29 protein-coding genes are annotated in these 26,743 nt (G+C 50.3%); 22 read left to right on the top strand and 7 right to left on the bottom strand.

The features are described from left to right. Window positions 1-144 precede the first annotated feature (144 nt). From rpsG to JOD20_RS12165, 3 genes are all read right to left on the bottom strand, one after another. Window positions 145-618, bottom strand: a complete 474-nt coding sequence (rpsG, locus tag JOD20_RS12175) for a 30S ribosomal protein S7 (RefSeq protein ID WP_054535173.1) — start codon at window positions 616-618, stop codon at window positions 145-147. A gap of 16 nt (window positions 619-634) precedes the next feature. Further along, window positions 635-1,075, bottom strand: coding sequence for a 30S ribosomal protein S12 (gene rpsL / locus JOD20_RS12170; RefSeq protein WP_054535174.1), 441 nt, complete (start codon window positions 1,073-1,075; stop codon window positions 635-637). Window positions 1,076-1,349: 274 nt separating this feature from the next. After that, window positions 1,350-2,060 carry a hypothetical protein gene (locus JOD20_RS12165; RefSeq protein WP_204755520.1) on the bottom strand — a complete coding sequence of 237 codons (711 nt, stop codon included), beginning with the start codon at window positions 2,058-2,060 and terminating at the stop codon, window positions 1,350-1,352. 135 nt (window positions 2,061-2,195) lie between these two features. Between JOD20_RS12165 and deoC the strand changes: the two genes are divergently transcribed. Beyond that, window positions 2,196-3,182 carry a deoxyribose-phosphate aldolase gene (gene deoC, locus JOD20_RS12160; RefSeq protein ID WP_204755519.1) on the top strand — a complete coding sequence of 329 codons (987 nt, stop codon included), beginning with the start codon at window positions 2,196-2,198 and terminating at the stop codon, window positions 3,180-3,182. A 4-nt stretch (window positions 3,183-3,186) separates the two neighbouring features. Then, on the top strand, window positions 3,187-3,552 hold the full coding sequence (locus JOD20_RS12155; protein ID WP_204755518.1) for a DoxX family protein: 366 nt from the start codon (window positions 3,187-3,189) through the stop codon (window positions 3,550-3,552). A 197-nt stretch (window positions 3,553-3,749) separates the two neighbouring features. Here the strand turns inward: JOD20_RS12155 and JOD20_RS12150 are convergent, their stop codons facing one another. Next, window positions 3,750-4,274, bottom strand: coding sequence for a GNAT family N-acetyltransferase (locus tag JOD20_RS12150; RefSeq protein ID WP_204755517.1), 525 nt, complete (start codon window positions 4,272-4,274; stop codon window positions 3,750-3,752). A gap of 165 nt (window positions 4,275-4,439) precedes the next feature. On the opposite strand from JOD20_RS12150, the gene JOD20_RS12145 reads away from it, so the two are divergent. From JOD20_RS12145 to JOD20_RS12125, 5 genes are all read left to right on the top strand, one after another. Further along, window positions 4,440-4,868, top strand: a complete 429-nt coding sequence (locus JOD20_RS12145) for a CBS domain-containing protein (protein WP_204755516.1) — start codon at window positions 4,440-4,442, stop codon at window positions 4,866-4,868. 20 nt (window positions 4,869-4,888) lie between these two features. Further along, window positions 4,889-6,301, top strand: coding sequence for an FAD-dependent oxidoreductase (locus JOD20_RS12140; RefSeq protein ID WP_204755515.1), 1,413 nt, complete (start codon window positions 4,889-4,891; stop codon window positions 6,299-6,301). A gap of 552 nt (window positions 6,302-6,853) precedes the next feature. Beyond that, window positions 6,854-7,699 carry an ABC transporter permease gene (locus tag JOD20_RS12135; RefSeq protein WP_204755514.1) on the top strand — a complete coding sequence of 282 codons (846 nt, stop codon included), beginning with the start codon at window positions 6,854-6,856 and terminating at the stop codon, window positions 7,697-7,699. Between the two features lie 1,148 nt (window positions 7,700-8,847). Beyond that, window positions 8,848-10,584, top strand: coding sequence for a S8 family peptidase (locus JOD20_RS12130; RefSeq protein ID WP_204755513.1), 1,737 nt, complete (start codon window positions 8,848-8,850; stop codon window positions 10,582-10,584). 147 nt (window positions 10,585-10,731) lie between these two features. Then, a complete protein-coding gene (locus tag JOD20_RS12125) occupies window positions 10,732-11,031 on the top strand; it encodes a hypothetical protein (RefSeq protein ID WP_204755512.1) in 300 nt (99 codons plus the stop codon). Between the two features lie 54 nt (window positions 11,032-11,085). Here the strand turns inward: JOD20_RS12125 and cobT are convergent, their stop codons facing one another. Further along, a complete protein-coding gene (cobT, locus tag JOD20_RS12120) occupies window positions 11,086-12,138 on the bottom strand; it encodes a nicotinate-nucleotide--dimethylbenzimidazole phosphoribosyltransferase (protein ID WP_204755511.1) in 1,053 nt (350 codons plus the stop codon). Continuing rightward, window positions 12,128-12,820 (bottom strand): PRC-barrel domain-containing protein, encoded by a 693-nt coding sequence (locus JOD20_RS12115; protein ID WP_204755510.1) that lies wholly within the window; start codon window positions 12,818-12,820, stop codon window positions 12,128-12,130. The genes cobT and JOD20_RS12115 overlap by 11 nt, the downstream gene beginning before the upstream one ends. A gap of 117 nt (window positions 12,821-12,937) precedes the next feature. On the opposite strand from JOD20_RS12115, the gene JOD20_RS12110 reads away from it, so the two are divergent. Further along, the gene (locus tag JOD20_RS12110; RefSeq protein ID WP_204755509.1) at window positions 12,938-13,696 is read left to right on the top strand and encodes an alpha/beta hydrolase; all 759 of its coding nucleotides are present in this window, start codon (window positions 12,938-12,940) and stop codon (window positions 13,694-13,696) included. Window positions 13,697-13,798: 102 nt separating this feature from the next. Then, window positions 13,799-14,584: an enoyl-ACP reductase FabI gene (locus JOD20_RS12105; protein ID WP_054535186.1), complete on the top strand. Its 786-nt coding sequence runs from the start codon at window positions 13,799-13,801 to the stop codon at window positions 14,582-14,584. Window positions 14,585-14,644: 60 nt separating this feature from the next. Here the strand turns inward: JOD20_RS12105 and JOD20_RS12100 are convergent, their stop codons facing one another. After that, window positions 14,645-14,857, bottom strand: coding sequence for a hypothetical protein (locus JOD20_RS12100; protein ID WP_204755508.1), 213 nt, complete (start codon window positions 14,855-14,857; stop codon window positions 14,645-14,647). A 136-nt stretch (window positions 14,858-14,993) separates the two neighbouring features. Here JOD20_RS12100 and JOD20_RS12095 point away from each other — a divergent pair, with 136 nt between their 5' ends. The 13 genes from JOD20_RS12095 (at window position 14,994) to JOD20_RS12035 (ending at window position 26,742) form a co-directional block, all read left to right on the top strand. Further along, window positions 14,994-15,479 (top strand): hypothetical protein, encoded by a 486-nt coding sequence (locus JOD20_RS12095; protein ID WP_204755507.1) that lies wholly within the window; start codon window positions 14,994-14,996, stop codon window positions 15,477-15,479. 356 nt (window positions 15,480-15,835) lie between these two features. Further along, window positions 15,836-16,873, top strand: coding sequence for a WXG100 family type VII secretion target (locus tag JOD20_RS12090; protein WP_204755506.1), 1,038 nt, complete (start codon window positions 15,836-15,838; stop codon window positions 16,871-16,873). Between the two features lie 23 nt (window positions 16,874-16,896). Next, window positions 16,897-17,409 (top strand): DUF4919 domain-containing protein, encoded by a 513-nt coding sequence (locus JOD20_RS12085; RefSeq protein ID WP_204755505.1) that lies wholly within the window; start codon window positions 16,897-16,899, stop codon window positions 17,407-17,409. Window positions 17,410-17,413: 4 nt separating this feature from the next. After that, window positions 17,414-18,511, top strand: a complete 1,098-nt coding sequence (locus JOD20_RS12080) for a WD40 repeat domain-containing protein (protein ID WP_204755504.1) — start codon at window positions 17,414-17,416, stop codon at window positions 18,509-18,511. Window positions 18,512-18,824: 313 nt separating this feature from the next. After that, window positions 18,825-19,979, top strand: coding sequence for a WXG100 family type VII secretion target (locus JOD20_RS12075; RefSeq protein WP_204755503.1), 1,155 nt, complete (start codon window positions 18,825-18,827; stop codon window positions 19,977-19,979). A gap of 110 nt (window positions 19,980-20,089) precedes the next feature. Next, a complete protein-coding gene (locus JOD20_RS12070; protein WP_204755502.1) occupies window positions 20,090-20,458 on the top strand; it encodes a hypothetical protein in 369 nt (122 codons plus the stop codon). Between the two features lie 69 nt (window positions 20,459-20,527). After that, window positions 20,528-20,854 carry a hypothetical protein gene (locus JOD20_RS12065; protein WP_204755501.1) on the top strand — a complete coding sequence of 109 codons (327 nt, stop codon included), beginning with the start codon at window positions 20,528-20,530 and terminating at the stop codon, window positions 20,852-20,854. 188 nt (window positions 20,855-21,042) lie between these two features. Beyond that, complete coding sequence (locus JOD20_RS12060; protein WP_204755500.1) at window positions 21,043-21,348, top strand: hypothetical protein; 306 nt, start codon at window positions 21,043-21,045, stop codon at window positions 21,346-21,348. A 297-nt stretch (window positions 21,349-21,645) separates the two neighbouring features. Continuing rightward, entirely contained in the window at window positions 21,646-22,851 is a 1,206-nt protein-coding gene (locus JOD20_RS12055) for a WXG100 family type VII secretion target (protein WP_204755499.1), read from the top strand. Window positions 22,852-22,943: 92 nt separating this feature from the next. After that, window positions 22,944-23,750, top strand: coding sequence for a hypothetical protein (locus JOD20_RS12050; RefSeq protein WP_204755498.1), 807 nt, complete (start codon window positions 22,944-22,946; stop codon window positions 23,748-23,750). Next, window positions 23,740-24,147 carry a hypothetical protein gene (locus JOD20_RS12045; RefSeq protein WP_204755497.1) on the top strand — a complete coding sequence of 136 codons (408 nt, stop codon included), beginning with the start codon at window positions 23,740-23,742 and terminating at the stop codon, window positions 24,145-24,147. Before JOD20_RS12050 ends, JOD20_RS12045 begins: the two co-directional genes overlap by 11 nt. Window positions 24,148-24,442: 295 nt before the next feature. Then, entirely contained in the window at window positions 24,443-25,840 is a 1,398-nt protein-coding gene (locus JOD20_RS12040; RefSeq protein ID WP_204755496.1) for a WXG100 family type VII secretion target, read from the top strand. Between the two features lie 89 nt (window positions 25,841-25,929). After that, window positions 25,930-26,742 carry a hypothetical protein gene (locus JOD20_RS12035; protein WP_204755495.1) on the top strand — a complete coding sequence of 271 codons (813 nt, stop codon included), beginning with the start codon at window positions 25,930-25,932 and terminating at the stop codon, window positions 26,740-26,742. Window position 26,743 lies beyond the last annotated feature (1 nt).

The raw sequence follows: 26,743 nt of genomic DNA, 5'->3' as shown, positions 1-26,743 counted from the left end.
GTATTAGTTGGTGACAGCCTGCACGGCGGTGACGTTGTATTGTACCATAAGTATGCAGGCAAAAAGCGGCTAAACTCGCGTCTAGCCGCTCTGGTCACCGACCCAGTTGTTCACGACGCTGGTCGTGAGGGGTGGCCATAAACTTTAGAAGCGAGCGTAGTGTGAGAAGGCGCGGTTGGCTTCAGCCATACGGTGAACTTCTTCACGACGCTTGACGGTTGCACCAGTGTTGTTGAAGGCATCGACCAATTCGAGCGCCAAGCGTTCGTGCATTGGTTTGCCACTGCGAGCGCGAGCTGCGGTCAACAACCAACGAATTGCCAAGGCAATCCGGCGGTCGCTTTTAACTTCAACTGGCACTTGATAAGTTGAACCACCGACGCGCTTTGGGCGAACTTCGATGGTAGGGCTTGAGTTGCGCAACACTTGTTCGAACAACTCAACTGCTTCGCGGTTCAAGCGCTGTGAAGCAACGTCTAAGGCGCGATACACGATGTTTTCAGCGACACTTTTTTTACCGTGCATCATGACCTTGTTGATCAACATTTGCACGTGTATGCTGTTGTGAATTGGATCACCAGGCACAATACGCTTGGCAATTTTTCGTCGTCGTGGCATTGTATTTTACCCTACCTTATTTTTTCTTCTTGCCCGTTGCAACTTGAGCGTTCTTCTTGGTGCCGTACTTCGAGCGACCTTGCTTACGGTTGTTGACACCTTGTGAGTCCAAGGTACCGCGCACAATGTGGTAGCGCACGCCTGGCAAGTCTTTTACCCGACCACCGCGAATCAAGACCACTGAGTGTTCTTGCAAGTTGTGACCTTCGCCTGGGATGTAGGCGGTCACTTCCATTTGATTCGACAAGCGAACCCGTGCCACTTTGCGCAACGCCGAGTTTGGCTTCTTAGGGGTCATGGTCTTAACTTGCGTACAAACACCACGCTTTTGGGGTGCGCCGCTGCCGCGGGTAAGCTTGCCCTTCAGCGAGTTGTAGATGAAACGCAGCGCAGGTGCCTTGGTCTTTTTGACCACAGGTTTACGGGGCTTGCGGATCAACTGGTTGATCGTTGGCATTCAATTCCTCCAAAAATCTTGGAAATACCGAGTTCGGACGGTTCTCACGTCTACTATACCGTGAGCGTGTTCTAGCCTAACCAGCTATGGCATTGCCGCCCCAATGCCGCGAACAGTCAGAATCAATTGGTATTCAATCAGTCAGTTGGCTGATGAACACCAGCGAAAAATTGCAGCAAAAAAAGCATGCCCACCACGGGGCATCGACCGCCCAGTATAGCACCTGCCTAGGCCTATGTCAAACGAGATTTCATTTTTTGACGTGATTGCTTGGTTATTGATCATTTAAAAGAGGTTGGGCCTGTGCCAACAAATCCCAGCCCACTGCTGTTTCCAAGCGGGTGCAGCCAGCGCTCAACAGGTCGCGGGCTTGGCCAAGCTCAGTAACACCATTAACTTTAATCCCCATCGCTGCGTTGATTGTACGCCGTACATCGGCAACCAGTGCTACTGGAACGGTCACCAAATCAAGCTCGTGGGTCGCTGCTTGAGCACAGGCCCGTAGCCCAATTTGGGCCTGATCGCAGCTCGTTAAATTGAGTTTGATCAACGGTTTAGGATCATAGGAACCTGGCAGATTTGCCCTTAGCCAAGCCTCAAACTGTTCAGCCTCGCTCATAATGGACTGTGGCACAAGTAATTCAATCTCGCTAACGCCGAGCCGCAAGGCATGCTCGGCTTGTTCGCGGCTTGCTGTTGTAATGCCAATGCGTAGCCCACTACCAGCAGTTGCATCAACCCAGGCCTCTGCTTGTTCAAGCGGCACGACCAAGCAGCCAATTCCGGCAGCAATCGCTGCTTGGGCTTGACGTTGGAGTTCAGCGAATGGCAGCACGGTGCTGATTAATTGATCAAGCAAGGCTGCCAAGGCGCGGGGGGCATCGCTGCGGGCTTGCGGCAAACCAGCTACTTGGGCACGTTCGCGCAGCGTCCGTAGCACCATGCGGCTCACTGTGGCTTCGACCGAATGGCGAATTGTGGTCATCTGAATGAACTCCTTGCTTGCACTAAGCACAAGCGCTTGTGGTATTATCAGCGCAACAATCCGCATTGTGGATACCGAAATTCTGATACTACCAATATGGGTTGGGCGGTTGTGGCTCGACCCCAAGGATGAACTATGCAAACCGAAGTGGAGCGTGTCACGGCAATGACGCACGAACAACGTAACCCCATCAGCCCGCTCGACCTTGGCTGGGTCAATAGCCTGCGCGTCAATCGCTCGGCAGTCGAGCGCCGCGTGAGCAGCTTGCCAAATCGGCGCACGGTTAAAAAGGATTGGCAGGCAGCTTGGCTCTTAAAAGCAATTAGCTGCATGGATTTAACTACCCTCTCTGGTGATGATACCGTTGGCACTGTCCAGCGTTTATGTTTAAAAGCTCGCCAACCAATTCGTGGCGATTTGGTCGATGCACTTGGGATTCGCAGCCTTAACCTGACGGTTGGCGCGGTCTGTGTTTACCATACCTTTGTTGAAACCGCAGTGCAAGCACTTAAAGGTACTGCTATTCCAGTTGCTGCGGTCTCAACTGCCTTCCCCGCTGGCTTGGCCCCACTGGAGCTGCGCTTGCGTGAAATCGAAGCTTCGGTGGCTGCTGGCGCAAGTGAAATCGATATTGTTATTTCGCGCCATCTGGTGCTTAACGGCGATTGGGAAGCCTTATACGATGAAGTGCGGCTCTTTCGCGAAGCTTGCGGCGAAGCCCACATGAAAACTATCTTGGCAACTGGCGAGCTAGGCACTTTGCGCAATATTGCCCAAGCTAGCCTTGTTTGTATGTTAGCTGGCGCTGATTTTATCAAAACCTCGACTGGTAAAGAGCCAGTTAATGCAACTCTGCCCGTTTCGTTGGTGATGGTGCGCGCCATCCGCGATTACTATGAGCAAACCGGTTATAAGGTTGGCTTCAAGCCCGCTGGTGGCATCCGAACTGCTAAGCAATCATTGGATTGGCTGGCCTTGATCAAGGAAGAACTTGGCGATGCTTGGCTGCATCCACATCTGTTTCGCTATGGTGCGAGCGCGTTGCTGGGCGATATTGAACGCCAATTAGAGCATTATGTAACTGGCCAATATTCGTCAGCAATTCGCCATCCAATGGGGTAGTGCAATGAAACGTCTCGTTCGTGGGTTGCTTGCAAGTTTTATGCTGGGCGTTGGAGTGTTACACTTTACCAATCCCAAGCCATTCGTCAAGATTGTACCACCTTCGTTGCCCCGACCACGGAGCTTGGTCTATCTGAGCGGCCTGTTTGAGATTTTAGGTGGCCTTGGTTTATTGTTGCCTGGCGTGCGCCGCAAGGCTGGTTTAGGTTTGATGGCCTTGTATTTGGCGGTTTTTCCCGCCAACATTCAGATGCTCAAGCAAAACGCACCGCTGTTTGGCAAACAACGCCCATTCTTGTTGTGGCTGCGCTTGCCGTTTCAACCATTACTGATTTGGTTGGCATGGTGGGTTTCCCGCGACGATAGCTAGTTTTTGGATTCCCTCACCCCAACCCCTCTCCCGTGCAAAACAGGAGAGGGGCTTTAATTTAACGCTGCGGTTTTTTGGCTCCCCCTCGCCCGCGTTTTCGTAGGAGAGGGGGTTGGGGGGTGAGGGAAGGCTCCACCGCCGACCAATCGCTCAAAACCTACCCGTGTAAGGAGGGGCTTGGGGGGGGAGGGGAATGTTTACTTAACCCATGCCTGCTTGGTTTGGCGAAACAGCACATGCGGCAGGTTGGCCCGCTCAAAATTGCGTTCATAGACCATACCTAATTTTTCGGCTACTCGTTGCGAGGCAAAATTCGTTGTCATGGTGAACAACACTAGCGAATCGAGTTGTAATTGCTCAAAGGCTACCGTCCGCGCTTGACGCGCAATCTCGGTTGCCATGCCTTGGCCCCACCATTCTGGCAGCAAGGCATAGGCAATTTCGGTCTCTGGCTGATTATCCAATTGGATGAAGCGCAAACCGCCGCGCCCCACAAACGCCCCGCTAGCCCGATCGTGAAACACACATAAACCATAGCCTGCTTGCTGCCAATCTTGCACTTGGGTTTCTAAGCCTTGCTGGGTGCGTTGGCGATCTTGCAGGCCACCAAGGGTTGCCATGATGGTTGGATTTTGGTGCATCGCGGCGATTAAATCGATGTGTTCAAGGCTAATTGTGCTGGCAACCAAACGTTGCGTCGAGAAAACCTCAGGATCGAGCATAAAACCTCGTATGCAATTTCAAATCAGCGATTGTGACCAAAATTAATTATCAGTTAAGCATGGTAGGCACTGATCTTGCCTATCGCAAGAGACATAAGTATGATACTATCAGCATGGCATCGTGGCCCTACATCGTCCCCATCGCTGATAGATTGGAGGTACGCTATGAAGATCAAGCATGTGCTCGCAACCAAAAGTCCAATCATTCATACGATTAATCCCCATACACCGCTGAGCCAAGCAGTTGCGCTCTTATCCGAACACAACATTGGCGCGTTGGTGGTGATTGAAGATGATCGGATTGCGGGAATTATCTCCGAGCGGGATATTATTCGGGCAGTGGCGCAAGATCCAGCAATTGTTGAGCGCCAAGTGCAGCATGTAATGACGGCCAATGTAGTAACCGGTCGCCCCAGTGATGATCTTAAAGCGGTGCTCCAAACCATGACCAACCGCCGTTTCCGCCATTTGCCAATTCTCGATGGCGACATTTTGCTTGGCATTGTTTCGATTGGCGATGTTGTCAAGGCCCAACTTGGGGAATATGAAGGCAAGCTCGATACCCTCGAAACTCAAATTATCGAAGAGGGCTAGACGCTCAAAGGATTGTGATCATGACAACTGTGGGAACTGAAGCGCAGCCATTACGGGTTGCGATCATTGGTTCTGGGCCATCGGCGTTTTATGCAGCCGATCATTTGCTCAAACAAAGCGACTTGGTGATTGAAGTTGATATGTTTGATCGCTTGCCAACGCCGTTTGGCTTGGTGCGCGGCGGGGTTGCCCCCGATCACCAAAAGATCAAAACCGTTACCAAGGCCTTTAATCTCGTGGCCAAAAATCCGCGCTTCCGCTTTTTTGGCTATGTTGAATATGGCAAGGATCTGAGCCACGCTGATTTGGTCGAGCATTATCATCAAATTTTATATGCCACTGGCGCTCAAAGCGATCGCCATATGGGCATTCCTGGCGAAGATTTGACCAACAGTTTTCCGGCGACAGCCTTTGTGGCTTGGTATAACGGCCATCCCGATTATCGCCATTTGCAATTCGATCTTTCGCAAGAGCGGGTGGCTGTGGTTGGGGTTGGCAACGTGGCAATTGATGTGGCGCGGATTTTGTGTCTTTCACACGAAGAATTGGCGCGCACCGATATTGCCGATCACGCGCTCGAAGCGCTGAGCAAAAGCAATATCAAAGAAGTCTATTTGCTTGGCCGCCGTGGCCCTGCCCAAGCTGCCTTCACTACGCCCGAAGTTAAAGAATTGGGCGAGCTTGAAGAAGCCGATGTGCTGGCAATTCCCAGCGAAGTTGCGCTCGACGATGTGAGCCGCGCCGCTTTGGAAGCTGGCGGCGATAAAGCAGCCCAAAAGAAAGTTGAATTGCTGCAAGGCTATGCTGAACGCCAGCCAGAAGGCAAAAAACGACGCTTGATCTTCCGCTTTTTGGTTAGCCCAACCGAAGTGCTGGGCGATAGCGATGGGCGGGTGGCTGGTTTGCGCTTGGCTAAAAACGAACTTTACGCCAGCGATGCAGGTAGTATCGCCTCGCGCCCAACTGGCGAAAGCGAAGATTTGCCAGTCGGTCTAGTGTTTCGCTCGGTTGGTTATCGCGGCGCGCCCTTGGTTGATGTGCCATTTAACGAGCGCTGGGGCACCTTCCTTAACGAAAAAGGTCGGCTGATCGACCCAACCAGCCAACAGCCAAAAGCTGGCGAATATACCGCTGGCTGGATCAAGCGTGGGCCAAGCGGCGTGATTGGCACCAATAAACCAGATGCGGTGGAAACCGTGCAATGTATGCTCGAAGATGTGGCCGCTGGTCAATTGCTCAGCCCAAGCCACGCCGATCGCGAGAGCATTGAAAAATTGGTGCAAGTACGCCAGCCCAATTATGTGACCTTTGCCGATTGGCAACGTCTCGACGAGATTGAGATTGCCAACGGCGCGGCTACTGGTCGGCCACGAGTCAAATTTACCAGCATCGAAGATATGCTGGCGGCAATTGGCAAAAATGTAACCGCCTAAAAGCTTTCGCTTCGAATTGGCAGCCCACATCTGAGGCAACTTGGGTGTGGGCTTTTTTGATCCACGAAGCGCACGAAGCTGAGAAACCGCGAAGAACGCGAAGAGCGCGAAGGTGAAGGTTTGATCCACGAAGGGAAATAGGCTCTAGGCTCTTGGCTATTGGCTTTTGGAACTTGGGTCATACCATCAAACGCTCCGCTCGCCCATAGCCATAATTCCTCTTAAATTGATCCACGAAGCGCACGAAGGTTAAGTTTTAGCCACAGATTGCACAGATTATTGTTGATTAGGCTATTGGCTTTTGGCTCGCGAAATTCCTGAGCTACCACACCATGTTCCGATAGCCCATAGCCTAGAGCCACGTTGACTTTATGTTCTATGTTCTATGTTCTATGCTCTTTGTTCTTATTCTGCCTTTTGCCTTTTGCCTTTTGTTTTTCATCCCTCATCCTTCATATTTTATGTTTCTGCCTTTTGGCGGATTTGGCTTGGGCTAGAACGCGCTACAATGCATGCTGCACTACCCACTATCGCACAACAAAGGAGCTGGTTATGGCATTTGGGCGTTCATTCTGGCGTGAAACTCGTGCGTCGTATGCATTTGTTGAGCGCAACATTAATTTGATTAAACGCTATTGGGGCTGGGAAGTTGTTTGGTTGATCTATTCAATTGTCAATGCCTTATCGATTACCTTTATTGGCAAGGCGGTTGGCGCGATTACTGGCCAAGAATTCGACCAAGCAACAATTGATGCCACGATTTTGTATTTGATTGTTGGCACCTTGGTTTGGCACTATTTGGCGGTAGTATTCGATTGTATTGCTGAATCGGTGCAATGGGAGCGCTGGGAAGGCACGATTGAATATACCTTTATGGCACCGATCTCACGGCTGACCCATATGCTAGGCACGACGATTTTTGCAGTCTTTTGGGGCTTGTTTCACACCGGAATTATCTTGGCCTTTGTGGCGATATTCTTTCAAATTAGCCTTGATAATGCCAATTTCCTTGGGGCGACGGTGATTTTGCTGACGGGCAGCATTAGCTTTATTGGCTTAGGAATTGTGGCTGCGGTGTTGCCGTTGCTGTTTCCTGAACGTGGAGCGCAGATGACCAACATTGTGAAAGCCACCATTTTGTTGGTTTCCGGCGTTTACTATCCAATTAGCGTGCTGCCAACTTGGATGCAACCGCTGGCTTCGATTTCGCCAGCGACCTATGTGTTGGAAGGCATGCGCCGCGCGTTGCAGCATAACGCAGGGCCGATTGATCTCTGGTGGAACTATTTGTTGCCATTGCTTGGCAGTGGGCTACTGCTTGTACCCTTGGGCTTGTGGATATTCTTGCGCGGCGAGGACTATGCCAAACGAACTGGGCGATTAAAACGCAACGGCTAGGATAGCGTTGACAGATTTTTGCAGCAGCTTGCTTAGAATAAGCAGCTTTTGACTATAGAGTGTCAATCATTTGAGCAGTGACGCTAAAAATTAATGGTATAGATTAAAGCCGCGTTTGCTGAATGTATTTTTGCTACTGTAGTACTATAATAACCTGTATGCTAGCCCATGGTGTAGGACCAAGGTCATGCTTTACAGGCCATGGTTAAACCTTTTTGCTGCTTTGAGGGGGGGTAGCTATCCCCCTTTAGTACCAAAGAACCATTAAAAATTTTGACAAGAAACCGTTCTCGGCGTACAATAAGCCTAACAACCCACCTACGATAGCCTGTAGAAGCCATTTTATGATGAATCATCGCTATTCGGCCTAGGAATCAGTCTGGTTCATTATTGATGGTTTGCTTGTGAGTGTTCTCAGCATCAAGCGCAAAAGTTTACAAGCCATCCAGATACTCTACAGCTAGCGTATTGCCTAACACCATGACACTCCATAGAAGCTGACCAATGTATGGGATCATCTTCCTGTAGATTGCGAGGGAGGCTACCATGATCATTATCTTCTAGATCAATCGAGCTTTTGCAACTGGACATCTTTGAAGGATTTGTGTATGAGTGTGATAATCTTTTAAGTTTGAGGGTGTGCAGGTCTCGGAGTCCAACTGTTGCTCTGCCCCAAAACAGGGTGGAACACTACCGATGATTGCGATTCATCGCTGGAGTGACGAGGCATTGTGAATTCACAGCTATATTGGTTGTGTTGAGGCCATATGCACTAGCTGGGGAGGATTTCCATGATCATCATTTTCTAAAATAATCAGTACGTAGCAACTACCAAACAGCTCATGATCTTCAGATCATGGGCTGTTTTTTTGCCTACTTTTAGGACTTATGCCAAATAAATATTAATAATTTTGACAATTTCGTTAAAATGATTTAATATATCCTGCATACTCATCTAGCTGAGTACCCGACGTTGTTCGACTGGCCACTTATCTTTCATCCACAGAAAGGGGCATGCGACTTCGGAAGCTTCCAACGACCTCACCGATTCCTTCGCAACAATGATGTGTTCGTGTGGTAATCCAGCCAGTGTTTGGTTTTGGGATTGCCCATGGTAAATTTGCAACCCACATATTGAGGAGGCACCCTTGAAGCGTCTGTTTGTTTCATTTGTGTTGATCTGCAGCCTAGTTATTATCTTCAGTGCGCCCAACCCTTCATTTGGTCAAACTCGCAACCCTGGCAAACCTGTTGATCGAGTCGATGTTGCTGCACCGGCAGTAGCAGGCCAATTTGTGGTCAAATTCAAAGCCACAACCGAAAAAGCCAACCGATCAGCGGCCCTCAAATCAATTGGGGCTGTCCAAATTGATCGGATTGCAGCCCTTGATGCAGAAGTTATTGAAGTTGCAACCCTCAAAAGCAACGATACCCGCGCTGGTCGCGAAGCTGTCTTAGCCAGCTTGAAGCAAAATCCTAATGTCGAATATGCCGAACCAAACTTTATTTATTCCATGAATTTTACGCCCAATGACCCAAGCCTAAGCTCACAATGGGCATGGGGTGTCATTCAAGCATATACCGGCTGGGATATTACACAAGGTAGCAGCAGCGTCGTGATTGCAGTTGTTGATACTGGGATTCAAAGCAACCACCCTGATCTTGATGCCAAGATGGTGGCTGGCTACGACTATATCGACAACGATGCAACCCCAACCGACGGCAATGGCCACGGCACCCACGTTGCAGGCACTAGCGCCGCTGAAACTAATAACAGCACTGGTGGCGCTGGCACGTGTCCAAATTGTAAGTTGATGCCAGTGCGCGTGTTGAACAACAGCGGTAGCGGAACCTTGGCCGGTGTGGCCAACGGCATCACCTACGCTGCCGACAACGGGGCCAAAGTTATCAACTTGAGCCTTGGTGGCGGCGGTTCGACCGCATTGCAAAATGCTGTTGATTACGCTTGGGGCCGGGGTGTATTCTTGGCATGTGCCGCTGGCAACAGCAATACCTCAAGCGTCACCAACTCGTACCCAGCAGCCTACACCAACTGTTTCGCGGTTGCCTCAACCACCTCAAGCGATGCTCGCTCATCGTTCTCGAACTATGGTTCGTGGGTTGAAGTTGCTGCTCCTGGTTCGAGCATCTACTCAACCTGGATCAACAGTGGCTACAATACGATCAACGGGACATCGATGGCAACTCCACACGTTGCTGGTTTGGCTGGCTTGTTGGCCTCACAAGGATTGAGCAATAGCCAAATTCGCGACCGCATCTGCTCGACCTCAGATACTATTTCTGGCACAGGCAGCAGCTGGACGTGTGGTCGGATCAACGTCTACCGCGCAGTCAACAACGGCGGAACTACCCCAACTCCAACGCCAAATCCAACCACGCCAACCGTCGTTCCACCAACCGCAACCCCACCTCCAGGCGGCGGTAGCATCGTCAACGGTGGTTTCGAAAGTGGCACAACTGGTTGGACGCAAGCATCGAGCGGTGGCTATGGTTTGATCGATACCACCCGCCCACGCACTGGTAGCTACAGCGTGTATATGGGTGGCTACAACAATGCCAACGAAGGACTGTATCAAACCGTAACTGTACCAGCAGGTTCAACCTTGAACTTCCACTGGTATCAAACCAGCAACGAAGGCACAACAACTGCCTACGACTACCTGCGCGTGCGGGTTTACAACACCAGCGGAACTCTGTTGGGAACCTTGGCAACCCGCTCAAATGTCAACACCGAAAATGCTTGGGTCGCTGAAAGTTTGAGCTTGGCAGCCTACGCAGGTCAAACGGTGCGCATCCGCTTTGAAACCACAACAGATAGCTCATTGACAACATCATTCTTTGTTGATGATGTTAGCCTGCAATAAGCTGATCGTGCTTCCCTAGTCTGCAATCGAACAACGTCAGTCGCACCCGTCAACAGCAATGTTGGCGGGTGCGGCGTTTTACAAGCGCCCGTCGTTACGCTAAAATAGAGCCTAGCAACCACCAACCAGTTAAGGAGTGAGCGATCAATGTCCAGTGAGTCAAACAACCATTTGACCAACAAGCGTACCTATTCAATTATTGGCACGCTGTTTGTCATTGTTTTAGCAGTGCTCTCGTTTATTGTTGTGCCAATGATGTTGTTTGCTGATGATTCGCCAGCAGGGGCTTTGGCATTCTTGGCAATTATGCTGGGCTTAGTGATTACGGTTATTGCCTCGGTTTTGGCTCCACTCAAGCAACAAGAATATACCGATTTTGCGGTACGCCCACCAATGGAGCTTGATTTGGATACCTTCGATGCCAAAAAAGATGGGGTTTCGTGGTAGAACCTATTGGGTTGAAGCACGGCCAGTAGGGTCTACCTGCTGGCCGTTGCTTTTTTAGCTGGCGGTATCAACTTGGGCGCTGGCGAAGGTTGCCATTTCGCCAAGAATGTTGCAGGCTGCTTGTACTAACGGAATTGCCAAAGCAGCGCCGCTGCCTTCGCCAAGCCGTAAATCGAGTTGCAGCAAGGGCCGCAAGCCAAGCTGTTGCAGAACAATGCGATGGCCTGGCTCAGCGCCACAATGGGCCGCAATACAATAATCAATGGTCAGGGGAATTATCGCTTGGGCCACCAAGGCTGCGGCTGTGGTAATAAAGCCATCAAGTAAAATTGGCACGCGGCGTTGAGCAGCACCCACGATAATTCCTGCTAAGATGCCAATTTCAAAGCCGCCAACCTCGGCCAATGGCTCGAGTGTGCCACGATGTTCGCCAAACCGTGCCACTGCTTGGCTCACAACCTCGATTTTGCGTTGATATTGTGCCGCTTGCACTCCGGTGCCATGGCCAGTCACCGTTGCTGCTGCTTGCTGACAATAGATTGCGGTTAAACATGCGGCGGCGGTCGTATTGCCAATGCCCATCTCGCCAAGCGCAATCAAATCGTGGCCTGCATCGGCAAGCTCATGGGCCAAGGCAATGCCCCGTGCAAGAGCAGATTGGGCTTGTTCGTGGCTCATTGCTGGTTCAATTGCCAAATTCTTTGTGCCAGCCCCCAGCCATTCGCTGCGGAAATTGGGCGCATTGCTGTTGATGGCGGTTTGCACTCCAGCATCAACAATCAATAATTCGGCCCCGACATGGCGCGCCAACACGCTGACTGCCGCGCCACCAGCCAAAAAATTGCCAACCATCTGGGCGGTAACGCTTGCGGGATAGGCACTCACGCCATATTCCGCCACCCCATGATCCGCTGCTGCCACAATAATGATTGGTTTTTGAATCGTTGGCGGACATTGCTGGCGAATTCCGGCCAATTGAATTGACAAGGCTTCGAGCTGACCAAGCGCTCCTTGGGGCTTGGTCAATTGGTTTTGGCGTTGCTGCGCCTGCTCGATTGCCGCCTGATCAAGCGGCTCGATGGTAGCCCACGAATCTTTAATGTTCACTACTTGCTCCAGGAATAGGTTGATCGCCGCGCAGAATAGCATCAATCTCATCCGAGGACAACCGTTGAACATCAGCTGGGCTAGGCTTGGGTTCGCTGGGGGCTGGAGTGCTGGCGGGGACTTCAACACTCACGCGCGTGCCAGTCAACGGCATAACCATGGTTAATTTTGGGTCGGGAATCGTTGGCTCAAGCCCTTCGAGCGTATCGCGCAAGGCTTCATCGTAAATCACCACTGCATCGCTGCCGATGCCCGCCACGCCAGCGCTGAGCACATATTGGCGTTCGCCCTTCAAAACTCCACGGGTAATCACATAGCCAACAATTAAGCCAGTTTCATCGAGCAGCAATTCGCCGATTGTGCCCAATTTGTTGCCAGAGCGCCCAATCGCTGCCGTGCCAGTCAGGTGAATTTTTTTCTCCAAAATGCTGTGAAAATGGGGAATGGCGTTGGCGCGCAGCACTTCGCAGCCAGCTTTGACCAAAATCACATCGCCAGCCCAAACCAGCACTTGCGCCCATTCGACGACTGTGGCCTCGCGAAACAAACCGCCGGTGTTGGTAAGCAAGCCAACAATCCGGCCTGCAGCGTGATCGACCAACAGATCGGCAACTGAACCAATAATATTGCCAGTATCGACCCGAACAATCGATTTTTTGACCAATTCTCCTGCCTTATACATTGACTTAACTCCATAACTAAATCGCGGCTAATGACGCGCTGCGCAGTTGACGAGCCGCTAAAGCCTGCGGTATGCTTGGCTCAGTTCCAGCATCTCGGATGGAGACGAGCAGCCACCATGCATCAATTAGAGGTCATTGCTTGCACCAGTACGATGCTCGATCTGGTTGTGCCGATCGCAGTGCTTGTGCCGCCCGACCATTCGCCAAACGGGCCAGCGTGTCCGGTTGTTACTTTGCTCCACGGGTTGTCAGATAGTTATATGTGCTGGTTGGATTATACGAATATCCGGCAATATATTGCTGCGACGCGCTTAATTGTGGTAATGCCGCATTGTGGACGCTCGTTTTATGCCAATGGCCTTGGTGGCCAGCAGATTGAGGAATTTCTCGCTGTCGAGTTACCTCAATTTATTGATGCTCAGTATACGACAATCAAGCAACGTGAGGGGCGGGCAATCGGTGGCGTTTCGATGGGCGGCTATGGTGCGTTGCGTTTAGGTTTGGGCTATTCGCAGCATTGGAGCACCGTATTTAGCCATAGTGGCGCGGTTGATGCGCCGCGCTGGATCGACGATCCCTCGAATATGGTGATTTTCGGGCCGGTCGATAGCCCAATTCGCCAGCAATATAGCCTTTTCCGAATGCTTAACCAGTTGGTTGCGCCAATTCCTGCAATGCACTTTGATTGTGGGCTTGACGATTTTTTAGTCGAGGAGAATCGCTCATTTCATCATGCGCTCCGCCAACAGCATATTCCGCATATTTATCGCGAACGGCCTGGCGGCCATACATGGCGCTATTGCGATGAAAATTTAGCCGCGAGTCTTAATTGGGTTTGCCAACAACTCAATCAGCCAACTCGCTCCGATCCATAAGCAGCCCAAATGGGCGATTGCCACGTTTTTTCAGATTGTTGCCGTTGAGATTTGTTCCAGTGGTGGTGTGCCGCTGAACAATGTGCTAGTTCAGGAGACACAATGGATTTGCTCAAAGGGAAAAAAGCGTTAATTGTTGGGATTGCCAATGATCATTCAATTGCATGGGGTATTGCTCAAGCCCTCAAACAAGCTGGGGCCGAATTGGCCTTTTCGTATGCTGGCGAAAGTTTAGAGCGCCGCGTGCGCCCATTGGCCGAGCAACTTGGCGTAAGTTTTGTGCAGCAATGCGATGTGAGCGACGATGCCCAAATTGCGACCCTGTTTGAGAAGCTTGGCGCTGAGTTTGGCCAATTTGATATTTTGGTGCATAGCGTGGCCTATGCCAAGCGCGAAGATCTTTCTGGGCGCTTTATCGATAGTAGCCGCGATGGCTGGCGCTTGGCAATGGATATTAGCGCTTTTTCGTTGGTCGCGCTCACCAAGGCTGCCTTGCCATTGCTCAATCCCAACGCCAACATTCTGACCCTGAGCTACTACGGAGCCGAAAAGGTTGTGGCCAACTACAACGTGATGGGCGTTGCCAAGGCTGCGCTTGAAGCAAGCGTACGCTATCTGGCCGCCGACCTTGGCCCCGACGGTTTGCGGGTAAATGCGATTAGTGCTGGCCCAATTCGCACGCTTTCGGCTTCGGGCATTGGTAACTTTCGCCGTTTGCACAAAGCTTTTACCAATGCCAACCCGATGCGTCGCGCAATTACGATTGAAGATGTGGGCAATACAGCCTTGTGGCTGTGCTCAGATCTTGCTAGCGGCGTGACTGGCGAAGTGGTCTATGTTGATGGCGGCTTTAATGTGCTCGGGATGAGCGAAGAATCGCAAGCCTAACGTAGCTTCAGGTTTAGCATAACGCCCCCCGTTTTGAACGTAACGGTGGGGCGTTGTGGCTTAATCGGCGGCTGTCCAGCTGACATGAATATCGCTGAATAAACGACCATAACGGGCTAAACGCTCAAGCGGCTCGTTGAAGGCTTGGGCATCGTTTTTGCGGCCTGCTTCGCGCACGATGCCGCGTAATTCCTCGATATTGCTATAAAGCTCGCCAAGTTGCTCTTGAATTGCTTCTAAACGTTCAACCCATTCTTGATCGGTATCGCTCATCTTGAAAACTCCTTGTAACCAAATTATGCTGCTATTTTAGCACATCTGTCTTGATTGAGCTGCTTGACAAATGCTTGTCCGCGTGGCTATTGTAGCGTAGCGTATCATTGCAGCGTTGATAGAAAGGATGTGCCACGTGCGTTTGATTGCTATTTTGATCTTGGGCTGCATGGTATGGGGCTGTGCCAGCCAAACTGCTACGCCAACACCTAGCGCGGCGGCTCCTGTGCGGACGGATATTGACGGCTTGGCCGCGTTTGTTAGTTTGCCATTTCAACCAACCAGCGTGCAGTGGACTGCCACAACCCTAACCGCACAACCTGATCGTTCAGTGCCCGGCCCAACTGATACGCAGCTTGAAGCCGTTTTGAGCTTTGCTGCTGCTGATCTCGAACAATTGCGAACCCAAGCCCAGCCATTGAGTTGGAAGCCACAATGGAAAGAATCTACATTTAAACCATGGTATCCTCAATCTGTTCGCGCTGCATTTGCGTTCGATGGCGATGCGTTTCAGTTGACCGTCCCAAGCTACGATGCAATTCCGGTCTTTGGCTCAACTCGCCCGGGGAGCTTTTTCATCACACCTGCTGGCGATGTGTTGCTCTCAATCAGCACCAATTAATGGTTGCCTAAACCGCCTGAGGCTTCAATTAACGATATTTTATTTGACATAATTGGATATTTGCAGCGCTTAGGATAGGCAATAAATTAAAAATCCCTCACAATTAGCACGTCAAGCCTCTTGACAAAACCTATGCTGGTTGGCTATGCTGCATACGACATCGCTCCTAAACAGCTATTAGTACCTCTGTTGTTGGGCGGCGGGCTATCCAACCTCATGCCGCCACGTTCCTATTGTATTGATTCCGGTGACTAATATTGGTTTAGGAGGATTGCTCGTTCCTCTTTTTTTGGTTTGCAGTGCAAACCCGCTATTTTACGCCATGCGTTATGCTATGGCGACCACAAGGAGCCAAAATGGCAGCAGATCTCGTGCAAAGCGATTACGAACGGCTCGGACAGGTGGCAACGCAGTTTCAAAAACTGCACGATCAACAAACCCAAATGGAAGCCATGGTGCGCCAAACCTACCAACAATTACGCAGCACATGGCAAGGCGATGCGGCGGTCGCCTTTTTTGCTGAAATGGACGATGCGATTTTCCCAACCCTCAAGCGCTTGCAAACGGCATTAACCAGTGCCAGTACCCTCACCAGCCAAATTTCACAAACTTTTCGTCAAGCAGAAGAAGAAGCCTCGAAATTGATGAAATTCGATGGCAACGGCGGGGCTGCTGGCGGTGGCGCGGGAGCCGCTGCTGGTGGCGGCGCTGGGTCTGGAGCCAGCTACTCTGCTGAAGGCTCAGCATTTGCCGCAGGTGGCGGCAGCGGTGGACTTGATCCGGCGGTTAGTGCCAAATGGGCAACCCTTACTCCCGACCAACAAGCAGCAGTGTTGCAAAGCATCTCCAACAAAATTTGTGATGAATATGGCATTGAACATGTGCCGGTCACGGTTTCCGATTTGGCCGATCCGCCAGGCTTGGATTTGTTTGGCTATCGCAACGATAAAGGGGTCTTTATCGACCTTGATAACATGGGCGATGCCGACCGCGTGTTGAACACTGTGGCCCATGAAGTGCGTCATGAAGTGCAACGCCAAATGGGTCTTTTGGCCAACCCGAGCAGCTTCGATAAATTCTTGCGCTCGATGGGCATTCAAGAAAGCCCCAAATGGCCAGTTAATGATGTGACTGAAGCTATGGCCAACGAATGGCACGAAAACTTCGCCAACTACATTAGCCCAGAGAGCGATTTTGCCAAGTACGAAAGCCAGCCAGTTGAGAGCGATGCGCGCAAATATGGCGAAAGCTACCGCGATAATTTAACCTTATCCGAGTTCGAGAGCCATATTCCCAAGCCAACGCCGCAACCTGTTCCAGTGCCAACCCCTGGCCCAACGCCAGTGCCACCAACCGCAACGCCAACTCCAACACCGGTTGGTAAAACGAAGTAACTGATTAATCACAAGGATAGTCTATGACATTAAACGATGCAGCCTATCAATATTGGTCTCAGCCCAATCGCGAGCACTTTATGGCCTTGCGCGAGGCGGTGATGGCCAGCGCTAATTATTCACCTCAAATATCACCCAACGAAGTAGCGCATGCTGCTTTTAGCCAAGGCGATTACCCAACGGTGATCAAGCAGTTGCGGAGTTTGTTGCCCGGAGCCTTGCTAAGCCCAGGCTTGCATAATCTGTTGGCAATTGCCTACAACGAGCTTGGCGACAAGGATAATACCTTGCGCGAGGCCCATTTTGCCAAAACCGTGATGGATGGCATTTTAATGACTGGCGATGGCAGCCGCGAACAGCCCTACTATGTGCTCTCGGTGCAAGATGAGTACGATGTGTTGGGCTATTTGGGCAAAAACAGCCAACGCCAAACCCTTGTTCACGATCAAGACCAAAACCTCGATCTGCACATCTGCGATGATGAGAGCTGGGTTTGGTTTGAAGTCAGTTCGCTGATTGTCTTAGAAGGAAACTAAGTTCATGCGCTACGTTAACCCCTTGCAGACAATTTCGCGCGTTGTGTGCAAGCAAATTTCTTTGCTCCTGGTAACTATCGTTGGCGCACTCTTAACTGCTTGTAGTTCATCGGGAGGCAATCCAGTGCCAACAATCGGAATTAATGTTGCGCCAGGGGTTAACTTTCGCGGCGATGTGGTCGCCCTTCAATTTCAGGATAATGCCCAACTGTTGGTCGGCGTTGGCTATGATGGCGCATATCGCTGGAATCTGGCAACGCCTGCGATCGAACAAACCTTCGCCCCCAAACAACTGTTTTTTGGCCTTACGAGCGCTGCACCGCTCGTCGCCACAACCGATCGCAAAACGATTACGACGTGGGATGCAAGCACTGGCAAACAACTGGCTACATGGAATGCCAAACCACGCCACTTGGCTGCTCAAACCACTGTTTTTGAAGTTAGCGCGCTCGCAATCACGCCTGATCAGCAGACCCTGATTGCTGCCTACAACAAAGGCAGTATGTTGCAAGCCTGGAATTTGGCAACCGGAGAAGCCACCACGACCTTTGGCGCGCCAGCCGATACTGGCTCGATTGTTGAAATTGCGCTCAGCCCCGATGGCCAATTACTGGCGAGCAACGATTTTAGCGGCGTGGTGCAGGTTTGGGAGGTTGCGAGTGGTCAGCAAGTGCAGCGCTTCAAAGAAGCTAGCCTCAAATATCAGCCAGGCAAATTGGCGTGGAGCCACGATGGTAAATGGCTAGCAGCCAGCAGCGGCGATAAAAACGGCGGGAGTGTGCTGGTTTGGGATACCAATTCGTGGGCAATTGTGGCGACCCATACCAGCGCCGAGCACCAATTCGTGGGCTTGGCCTTTCATCCGAGCGCTAATACTTTGGCGATTGGCACGAGCGGTGGCTTGATCGAATTGTATGATCCTGCCAGCGACCAAGTGATGAACACCCTTAACGGCCACGCCGATCGCGTAACAACGCTCGCTTGGAACGCCGACGGCAGCCAACTGGCCTCTGGCGGTAAAGAGCCGTTGGTAATTATCTGGGATACGACGAGCCTAAGCGAAAAACAACGCTTGCTATTGCCAGCCACCACAGTCCAATAAGTACATCAGGACGTAGGCAACCGACTGGCCTTGTTGGCGGTTGCCTTGCCCTCTTTGCCTAGCAACACACAGAATGAGTTTTTGACAAAACATACAATCACTAACGATGCTGCATGCGACATTACTCCTCGTTGTAGATTAGTATTTAGCTATTCAAGTATAACTAGCATGCGTTATTTTCTTAAATTTCTCTTCATATCTTGCTAATACCAATCTGCATTCAAAGGGTACGTTGGCTTGCCCGTTTAGTTAGGGATTTAAAGATCGCTATTTTACGCTCATAGTGTTCCTGTGAGCAGCACAAGGAGCCAAAATGGCAGCAGATGTCGTGCAAAGCGATTACGAACGACTTGGCCAAGTGGCGACGCAGTTTCAAAAACTGCACGATCAGCAAACCCAAATGGAAGCGATGGTGCGTCAAACCTACCAACACTTGCGCAATACCTGGCATGGCGATGCGGCAGTTGCGTTTTTTGCGGAGATGGATGATGCAATTTTTCCAACCCTCAAGCGCTTGCAAAACGCCTTGACCAGCGCCAGTACCCTCACCACCCAAATTTCGCAAACCTTCCGCCAAGCGGAAGAAGAGGCATCAAAGATCGTTAGCTTTGATCAAAGTGGTACACAAGAGGAAAAAGCTGGTGGTAGCGACACTATTAACGATCAAATGCGTGATGCTTTGCAAGGTAAGGGCTACGACGCGAATGCGATCAAGGATATTATTGCCAATGCCACGCCTGAGCAGCTCAAAGAAATTTGGTCGGATTCGACCTTGATGGCTGAATTGCACAAAGAATTAGGCACCGATAATTATCTCAATCTGGTGGTTAGCCTTGGCATGAACCATAGCGGCTCTGTTGCCCACACCAGCGCTCCCGATGCAGACACGGCGATTCGTGATCATCTTGGCTCGTATGTTACTGATGCAGTGGCCGATAATCGCCAAATTACAGGCCGCGTTGGCGTAGTCGATGATACCAATTGGGATATTGCCGGAATAAATCATTATGGCCAAGATGTTTGGGAATCGGGCAAACGCGATGCGATCAATGGCTTTGTCGATAGCGATGGTCGGGTTTGGATTCATCAAGATAAAGGCAACCCTGGCACGATGATTCACGAAGGCGTGCATAAATATTCCGATGAAGCCATGATTGGGGTCAGCCAACCATTAAACGAAGGCGTGACTGAATACTTTACCCGCAGTACAACCGATAACCTTGGCTTACCCAGCCGTGGTAACTACCAAGGGAATTACGAATTTGTTAGCTCGTTATCGAGCTTGGTTGGCGAAGATGTCGTTGCCGATGCCTATTTCAATGGCAATATGGACGGCTTGAAGGATGCTTATGTGAATGCAGGCTACAGCGAAGCGCAATGGGATATGCTGATTGAGCATACTCAAAATAACGAATGGGCCGATGCGGAGCTATTGACCGCGCCGATTCCTGCTCCAGGAACACCCTAATGCGTTGGCTTCTTTGGCTTAGCTGTTTGTATCTCTTGGGAGGTTGCAGCAGTGCTCAGCCAAATCTAGGCAGCATGACCCAAAGCCCCATTAATGATAAGGATACGCTCATGACCCAAATTACCAATCCCCATTTGGAACGATCAGCGCGGGTACTGGCGACCAGCGACCTCAGCTTAACCCAAGAACCAGCCTTCGTGCCAGCCCAAGCGCTTGGAGCACAAGAGGCACTGGGTTTTTATAACGAAACTTGGCAAATTCATGTGGCGTTGTATGCCTTTGAAAACCAAAATCAGCATCAAGCCGCGCAGCAAAGCCTGAAGCAGCAACTGCCAAGCCAAGGAGTGTATAGTAGTTTTGGCAGCAATGGGCCAATCTTGTTTGTTGCCTATGCGCCAAACGATGGCTCGACAGGCGATCCGATTCGCGCCAAACATCAGGTTGCCAAGCTGGCGACACTGTTTGCTGGCGAAGAATAAGCTTTATGCTCTATCGAGGCTCAGACCATTAATCGTGGTCTGAGCTTTTTTTGGGCGTAGCGAGGCGAAATGAAGCAATGCAAACGGGGGTTAAAGCTGATTGGCTATGGTGTGCTGAGCGTGCTAATCGGCTTTTGTTACCTTGTGCCTACCAGCGAGTATCGTTCAGCCCAAGGCATTGCGGTCTATGATCCCGATACGGTGCTAGTGATCCAGTGGCTAGTTGCGGGCTTGCTTATTCCAGTTGGCCTGTTACTAGTTCGGGCAATTCGGCAGCGCCAGCAACGCTTTGGCTGGCTTGAATCTGGCGTGCTGCTGGCTAGTTTGATATTATTGATTTGGCGTTGGCTTGCCTTGAATGCTTATCAATATCCTTTTCCTGAAACCTTGCGTTAAATTTAATATGGCATCATTTAGTGAGTCTGATTTTGTCCATTTACTTAATCAAGCGAGGGCAAAATTAGGGGAGATCAAAGTTGTCTATGCTGAATAAATTGGTACGAATCTGTTCGCTGAATGTGATGGTACTACTCGGAGTAATATTGCTGATGGCATGTGGTTCAGGAAACAGGAGCACCAAACCGGTGCAAATTCGGGTTCATAATGCTACCGATCGCAGCATCCGCGAGGTGTGGCTTGGTTCAAGTGGCTATACCGATTCCGAGCCAGCCCGCAATGTGGCTGCTGGTGCAACCAGTGCGTACATCGGCTTTGAAACAGCCTTGCCCAATTATTATCAGCTCAATATTGTGATGGATGACGGTGCACGCTATCTTGGCATTGCTGATCCAAACCCGATGTTTGGGCAAGATGATTTGCCGCCAGGCAACTATCAATTCGAGATTAGCCTCGTCAACGATGAACCAGTTGTGACGATTGTTCAGCAATAGCTGTTTTTGGCTGGTGCTAGGCTTGATTTTACTCGGTACTCATTCCATAAAGCCCTTAATGAGTGATATAAATATACCAAAAGTCCTACTGTGAAATCATAAAATTATGTTGACAATTAGTATTAGATTGATTATATTGATAGGCATTAATCCTTGCAAGAGTTATAATCCACCACCCGTTTGTGATTCAAAATATTTGGAAATGGCAATTGACTATACCCAGCTTGTGGGTAAACACAGCGTGGGGTGGATTCATGGCATTTTTAATTGCACATTTGTGCGCTTGCGGGAGACTATATGACCGCAGATATTATTGCCAATCGGTATGAGGTTGTTGAACAAGCCGGAGTGCGATTCCAAAAACTCTACGATCAACAAGTGCAAATGGAAGCGCTGGTGCGCCGTACGTATGAGCAACTACGTGGTGGTGCATGGCAAGGTGCGGCTGCTACAGCATTTTTTGCCGAAATGACCGACGAGGTTTTTCCGGCTATGAAACGCTTGCAACAGACGCTGATTGTTGGCAGCGAAATGGCCACCCAAATCAACCAAATCTTTCGCCAAGCTGAAGAAGCTGCTGCAAAGCAAATCGTATTCGATGCTAGTGCAGTATCAGGTGGTACAGCGTCTGGTGGTGCGGCATCGGGTGGCACGTCATCGGGCGGTAGCACAAGTGCAGATGCAGCGAATGCGTTGCCAGCGCCTGTTTCAACTGATAAAATTTTCACTGATGACTACATGGATCGGATGATCGGCTCACAATTTAACGGAGCCAATGACCCTGAATTAAACAGTGCAATGGAAACGATCACGAGTGGTAAAGCTTCGGAAGCTGAAATTCAAAATGCTTTGGCCCAGATTGCCAAATCGCGCGGTTTATCAATGGAAGAAGTGACCGCGAACTACAACAAATTTAATCAATTGCGTCAGCAAGCTGCGGAAACAGCCCGTCTGAATAATAAAGATTTACCAGAAAATGTAAACATCCTGCATCCCAACTTCTTAGGTAGTACCGCAAGTTTGCGCTATGGTAAAGTTGTTGGTGATGCACTCGGTATTGATCCGGTCTTTGCTTCGATGCTTAACCCGACTGGTGGTTTAGTGGGTAATGGTAATTATGCAATTGATGCCGGTGAACGCCCTGTTGGCTATCATGGCATTATGCACGATGCAGCTGGGTATCTGAAAAATTATCATGATAAAGGCCCTGGCTATAATTACCTTGATCAAGAAAACCGTGACCCCCGTGATCCATTAACTGGTCAAGAATCCGGGATTGGCTATTGGAATCGTAAAATGGCCTATGGATTCATTGATGGCAATGGGATCAATTTTAATCCGCCAATTGTATCCAATGTAGTTGCTGAAATTGGTGGATGGGGTATTGGCACATATACTGATATTAAACGTGAAGTTCCTAAAATTTGGGAATCTACCAAAAGTACAGCCAGTGATACCTGGAATTCGCTATCCAAAGGCGTAAGTGATATTTTTTCGTTCTAAGGACTAGTAAGTAGTATATTGACATAAAAATTGATCAGCTTATACAGATTTTATAAGCTGATCAAGCTCTTTCATGAGTATTGGGAGAATTTATGCAATTAATCAGTGAAATTACCTATCCAGTCCGATTATCAAGTGCAGAATTATTTGTGCTTTTAGCACTGGTTTCCGCGCCAACGTTGCTGGGTGCTGAGGTAGAGTCTCCACGCTCGATTAGTAGCGAACGTGGTCAATTGTTATGGGAGCAAGGAACAGCCGACCTGCGAGCCAATGGCTGGCTCGTATATGATGAAGTAACACAGACTGATGTTGTTAACGAAACGCTTTTGCTGCTGCTGTTAAATGCGGTCAATGCTGAAGTTGTACTATTAACTACATGGGATCAATCTAATGGCACACATCATGGGGTCGCGCATTATGATCATGGACAAACTCTTGTTGAAATGTCGATCGTTGATGGCGTGCATGAATTTGTAATGTTTGCGCAGCGTACTGATGGATTATTGAGAATAGCACGTCGTTTAGACCCAAAATTACCACTAAACGCCGAGTCAATTCAATTTCAGCTAACTCACGAACAAGCGGCTATGGCCAAACAAAATCCTGATGTACATTTACTTCAATCATTTGGATTAAGTGAAATTGCTGCACAACAATTTGCTGGCACGCTTCAAAAGCCACGTTTATATGGCAGTATTAATCTCCTGCGCTCAGAAGCAACTGAGGTCATCGTCAACCGAATTATTGGAATTGTTCTTGCTGAAACGAGTGCATGGCTAGCATTTGTTGGTTCTGTCGACAACATCGACTACTATCATGTTAGTGAAGCTGATTTTATTCAATTACTTGATCAAGAGATGACGAAGTTAGCGGAGATCAAGGTTGTCTATGCTGAATAAATTGGTACGAATCTGTTCGCTGAATGTGATGGTACTACTCGGAGTAGTATTGTTGATGGCATGTGGTTCAGGGAGCAGTAACACCAAACCGGTGCAAATTCGCGTTCATAATGCCACCGATCGCGGCATCCGCGAAGTTTGGCTTGGTTCAAGTAGCTATACCGATTCCGAGCCAGCCCGCAATGTGGCTGCTGGTGCAACCAGTGCGTACATCGGCTTTGAAACAGCCTTGCCCAATTATCGCCAACTTCAAATCGTTATGGATGATGGTGCACGCTATCTTGGCATTGCTGATCCAAACCCGATGTTTGGGCAAGATGATTTGCCTCCAGGCAACTATCAATTCGAGATTAGCCTCGTCAACGATGAACCAGTTGTGACGATTCTTCAGCAATAGCTGCTGATCGAACGCTCTACACCCCATTTCCTCGTAGCCTTGCGTGCCAATTTAGCGCAAGGCTCAAAATTGCCCCTAAAGCTTCCGAAAAACGTGTTGACAAATAATCACCTGATTTAGTATCCTAATGAGGTATTAATCCCGTTGAGGGATTAGTACCCATCGTCTTTTTCTTGTCCAAAGTCTTGGAAATCCCATTTGGTATGGCCCGTCTTGTGAGAGAACAAGAATTGTGGAGGTTTTGTGGTATTTTTTGTTGCCGTCGCAGTTGTGACGGCGCTCGCTAGGAGGCTGCATGGCCGCAGATATTGTACAGAATAAGTTTGAAGATGTGGAGCAAGTGTCCACTCGGTTCCAAAAGTTGCACGATCAACAAGTGCAAATGGAATCAATGATTCGTCAAACCTACGAACAACTTCGCAATAACGGTTGGGTTGGCGCTGCCGCTGACGCATTCTTTGCTGAAATGAGCGATGAAGTTTTCCCTGCCTTGAAGCGCTTGCAAAATACCTTAAGCGTCGGTAGCCAAGTTGCCAAGCAAATCAACCAAATCTTCCGCCAACATGAAGAAGAAGCCTCGAAGGTCGTTACCTTTGAAGGTAACGGTTCAGGCTCAGGTGGCGGCGGCAATGGCACTGCGAGCGCTGGTGGCGGTGGTGGTAGCGCCGATGGCGGCAGCAGCAGTGGTGCTGGCGCTGGTGCTGGGGTTGCTGCTGGTGGCGGCGGCTCATCATCAGGTGGCGGCTCATCGTCAGGTGGCGGTGGTGGCGGTTCATCGTCAGGTGGCGGTGGTGGCGGTTCATCGTCAGGTGGCGGTGGCGGCGGTTCATCGTCAGGTGGCGGTGGCGGCGGTTCCTCGTCAGGTGGCGGTGGTGGTGGCAGTAGCACTGCGAGCGCTGGTGGCGGCGGTGGCGGTGGTGGCGGTGGCGAGAGCAGCCAAAGCCCAATGTCACCAGATCAAGTCTTCAATGATAAATACATGGGCGATTTGGTCGGCCAACAATTCCAAGGTGCTGGCAACCCTGAGCTGAACTCAGCCATGGAATTGCTCACCAGCGGCAACGCGACTCCTGAACAAGTCGAAGAAGCCCTGAAGAAGATTGCCGCAGCCCGTGGCTTGCCATTAGAAAAAGTTCAAGCCGACTATGGCAAGTTCCTTGAATTGCGCGATCAAGCAGCCAAAACTGGCGCAGCCAACGGTCAATCAGCAGTCGAATCCATCAACCAAACCTTCCATGGCGATTTCATGGGCAGCACCTCAAGCTTGCGCTATGGTAAAGTCGTCGGCGACGTTTTGGGCATCGACCCAGTATTTGCTTCGATGCTCAACCCAAGCGGTGGCTTGGTTGGCCCTGGTAACAAGGCAATTGACTTGGGCGATTCGCCAGTCAGCTATCACGGCGCAGTCCACGATGCTGCTGGCTACCTCTTCAACTACCACGATACCGGCCCAGGCTACAACTATCTTGGCTTGGAACGCCGCGACACGGCTAACCCATTGACCGGCCAAGAATCCGGTATTCGCTACTGGAACGAAAAAATGGGCAACACCGGCATTGGTGCAACCATTAGCAATGGCGCTGGCAGCTTGATTGGCAAAGCCCAAGATGCAGTCAATTGGTTCGGCGATGTCAAAAAGGATGTCCAAAATACCTGGGGTGGAGTCAAAGATTGGTTCTCCAAAACCTTCTAGGTAATCCTTAAGCTTAATCGTATAATGGGCAGTGGCTTGGACGTTGTTGCAACGCCGATCCACTGCCCATTTCAGCAGGAGGCCAGAAGATGGCACAAACACGCGAATTAACCTACCCATTGCAGTTCAGCACTGCCCAGTTTTCGTATCTCTTGGGGATGGTTCATGCTCAAAACGTGATCGGTGGCGATGATGCTACGTTGTTCCCAGCTGATTCGGCCCAGCGCCAAGCACAATGGGATCAAGGTTTGGCTGAACTTCAAGCCGATCAGTGGATTGTTTGGGATGAGGCTGCTGGCCATTTTTCTATGACCGATCCCTTGATGATGGTGATTGCAACCGTCGCCGAACCAGATATGGTGGTGGTTAGCGAATGGCAACATCGCGCAAGTGGTAGCCAAGGCGTAAGCCACTATTTCTCGCCCAGCGGCATCATCGAAATGAGCTTGGTCGGCGGCCAATATACCTTGGTTGCGCTTACCAACATCGATGTGATGACCGAGCGCTTGGCGCATAGTTTGGGCTATCAAGATATTGCGCAGCCAGATGCAGGCTTTAACTTCCCCCGCGAATTGGTCGAGCAAGCCAAGCAGAATCCCGATCCACGTTGGTTGGCGCAACAAGGCATCGCGCCTGAAGCCGCCCAGTATTTTGCCGAAACCTTGCAAGCGACCGCTAGCCGCGGCACAGTGACGATTTTGCGTACCATCGAGGCCAAAGCGGTTGGCATGCGCTTGGTGGGGGCATTAATTGGCGCTGGTGGTCAACAATGGCTCGCCTTGCCCCACCCCAATCAAACAATCGATTATTTTACGGCAACTACTGCCAATTTTATGGGCGTAACCAGTTCGTTGATTAACGAATTGCTGAATACGCCAATTGAAGAGCTAGTGGCTGGCTAGG

Source organism: Herpetosiphon giganteus, assembly GCF_016907925.1.
In the GTDB taxonomy this organism is placed as follows: Bacteria; Chloroflexota; Chloroflexia; order Chloroflexales; family Herpetosiphonaceae; genus Herpetosiphon; species Herpetosiphon giganteus.
Note: the sequence above shows the minus strand (reverse complement) of the source record. Positions and strands in the feature narration are given on the sequence as shown.

Coding starts and splice junctions, on each gene's coding strand:
- rpsG (WP_054535173.1), bottom strand. CDS start 618: ATGCCACGACGACGAAAAATTGCCAAGCGTATTGTGCCTGGTGATCCA.
- rpsL (WP_054535174.1), bottom strand. CDS start 1,075: ATGCCAACGATCAACCAGTTGATCCGCAAGCCCCGTAAACCTGTGGTC.
- JOD20_RS12165 (WP_204755520.1), bottom strand. CDS start 2,060: ATGACCACAATTCGCCATTCGGTCGAAGCCACAGTGAGCCGCATGGTG.
- deoC (WP_204755519.1), top strand. CDS start 2,196: ATGCAAACCGAAGTGGAGCGTGTCACGGCAATGACGCACGAACAACGT.
- JOD20_RS12155 (WP_204755518.1), top strand. CDS start 3,187: ATGAAACGTCTCGTTCGTGGGTTGCTTGCAAGTTTTATGCTGGGCGTT.
- JOD20_RS12150 (WP_204755517.1), bottom strand. CDS start 4,274: ATGCTCGATCCTGAGGTTTTCTCGACGCAACGTTTGGTTGCCAGCACA.
- JOD20_RS12145 (WP_204755516.1), top strand. CDS start 4,440: ATGAAGATCAAGCATGTGCTCGCAACCAAAAGTCCAATCATTCATACG.
- JOD20_RS12140 (WP_204755515.1), top strand. CDS start 4,889: ATGACAACTGTGGGAACTGAAGCGCAGCCATTACGGGTTGCGATCATT.
- JOD20_RS12135 (WP_204755514.1), top strand. CDS start 6,854: ATGGCATTTGGGCGTTCATTCTGGCGTGAAACTCGTGCGTCGTATGCA.
- JOD20_RS12125 (WP_204755512.1), top strand. CDS start 10,732: ATGTCCAGTGAGTCAAACAACCATTTGACCAACAAGCGTACCTATTCA.
- JOD20_RS12115 (WP_204755510.1), bottom strand. CDS start 12,820: ATGTATAAGGCAGGAGAATTGGTCAAAAAATCGATTGTTCGGGTCGAT.
- JOD20_RS12110 (WP_204755509.1), top strand. CDS start 12,938: ATGCATCAATTAGAGGTCATTGCTTGCACCAGTACGATGCTCGATCTG.
- JOD20_RS12105 (WP_054535186.1), top strand. CDS start 13,799: ATGGATTTGCTCAAAGGGAAAAAAGCGTTAATTGTTGGGATTGCCAAT.
- JOD20_RS12100 (WP_204755508.1), bottom strand. CDS start 14,857: ATGAGCGATACCGATCAAGAATGGGTTGAACGTTTAGAAGCAATTCAA.
- JOD20_RS12090 (WP_204755506.1), top strand. CDS start 15,836: ATGGCAGCAGATCTCGTGCAAAGCGATTACGAACGGCTCGGACAGGTG.
- JOD20_RS12085 (WP_204755505.1), top strand. CDS start 16,897: ATGACATTAAACGATGCAGCCTATCAATATTGGTCTCAGCCCAATCGC.
- JOD20_RS12080 (WP_204755504.1), top strand. CDS start 17,414: ATGCGCTACGTTAACCCCTTGCAGACAATTTCGCGCGTTGTGTGCAAG.
- JOD20_RS12075 (WP_204755503.1), top strand. CDS start 18,825: ATGGCAGCAGATGTCGTGCAAAGCGATTACGAACGACTTGGCCAAGTG.
- JOD20_RS12070 (WP_204755502.1), top strand. CDS start 20,090: ATGACCCAAATTACCAATCCCCATTTGGAACGATCAGCGCGGGTACTG.
- JOD20_RS12065 (WP_204755501.1), top strand. CDS start 20,528: ATGAAGCAATGCAAACGGGGGTTAAAGCTGATTGGCTATGGTGTGCTG.
- JOD20_RS12055 (WP_204755499.1), top strand. CDS start 21,646: ATGACCGCAGATATTATTGCCAATCGGTATGAGGTTGTTGAACAAGCC.
- JOD20_RS12050 (WP_204755498.1), top strand. CDS start 22,944: ATGCAATTAATCAGTGAAATTACCTATCCAGTCCGATTATCAAGTGCA.
- JOD20_RS12045 (WP_204755497.1), top strand. CDS start 23,740: ATGCTGAATAAATTGGTACGAATCTGTTCGCTGAATGTGATGGTACTA.
- JOD20_RS12040 (WP_204755496.1), top strand. CDS start 24,443: ATGGCCGCAGATATTGTACAGAATAAGTTTGAAGATGTGGAGCAAGTG.
- JOD20_RS12035 (WP_204755495.1), top strand. CDS start 25,930: ATGGCACAAACACGCGAATTAACCTACCCATTGCAGTTCAGCACTGCC.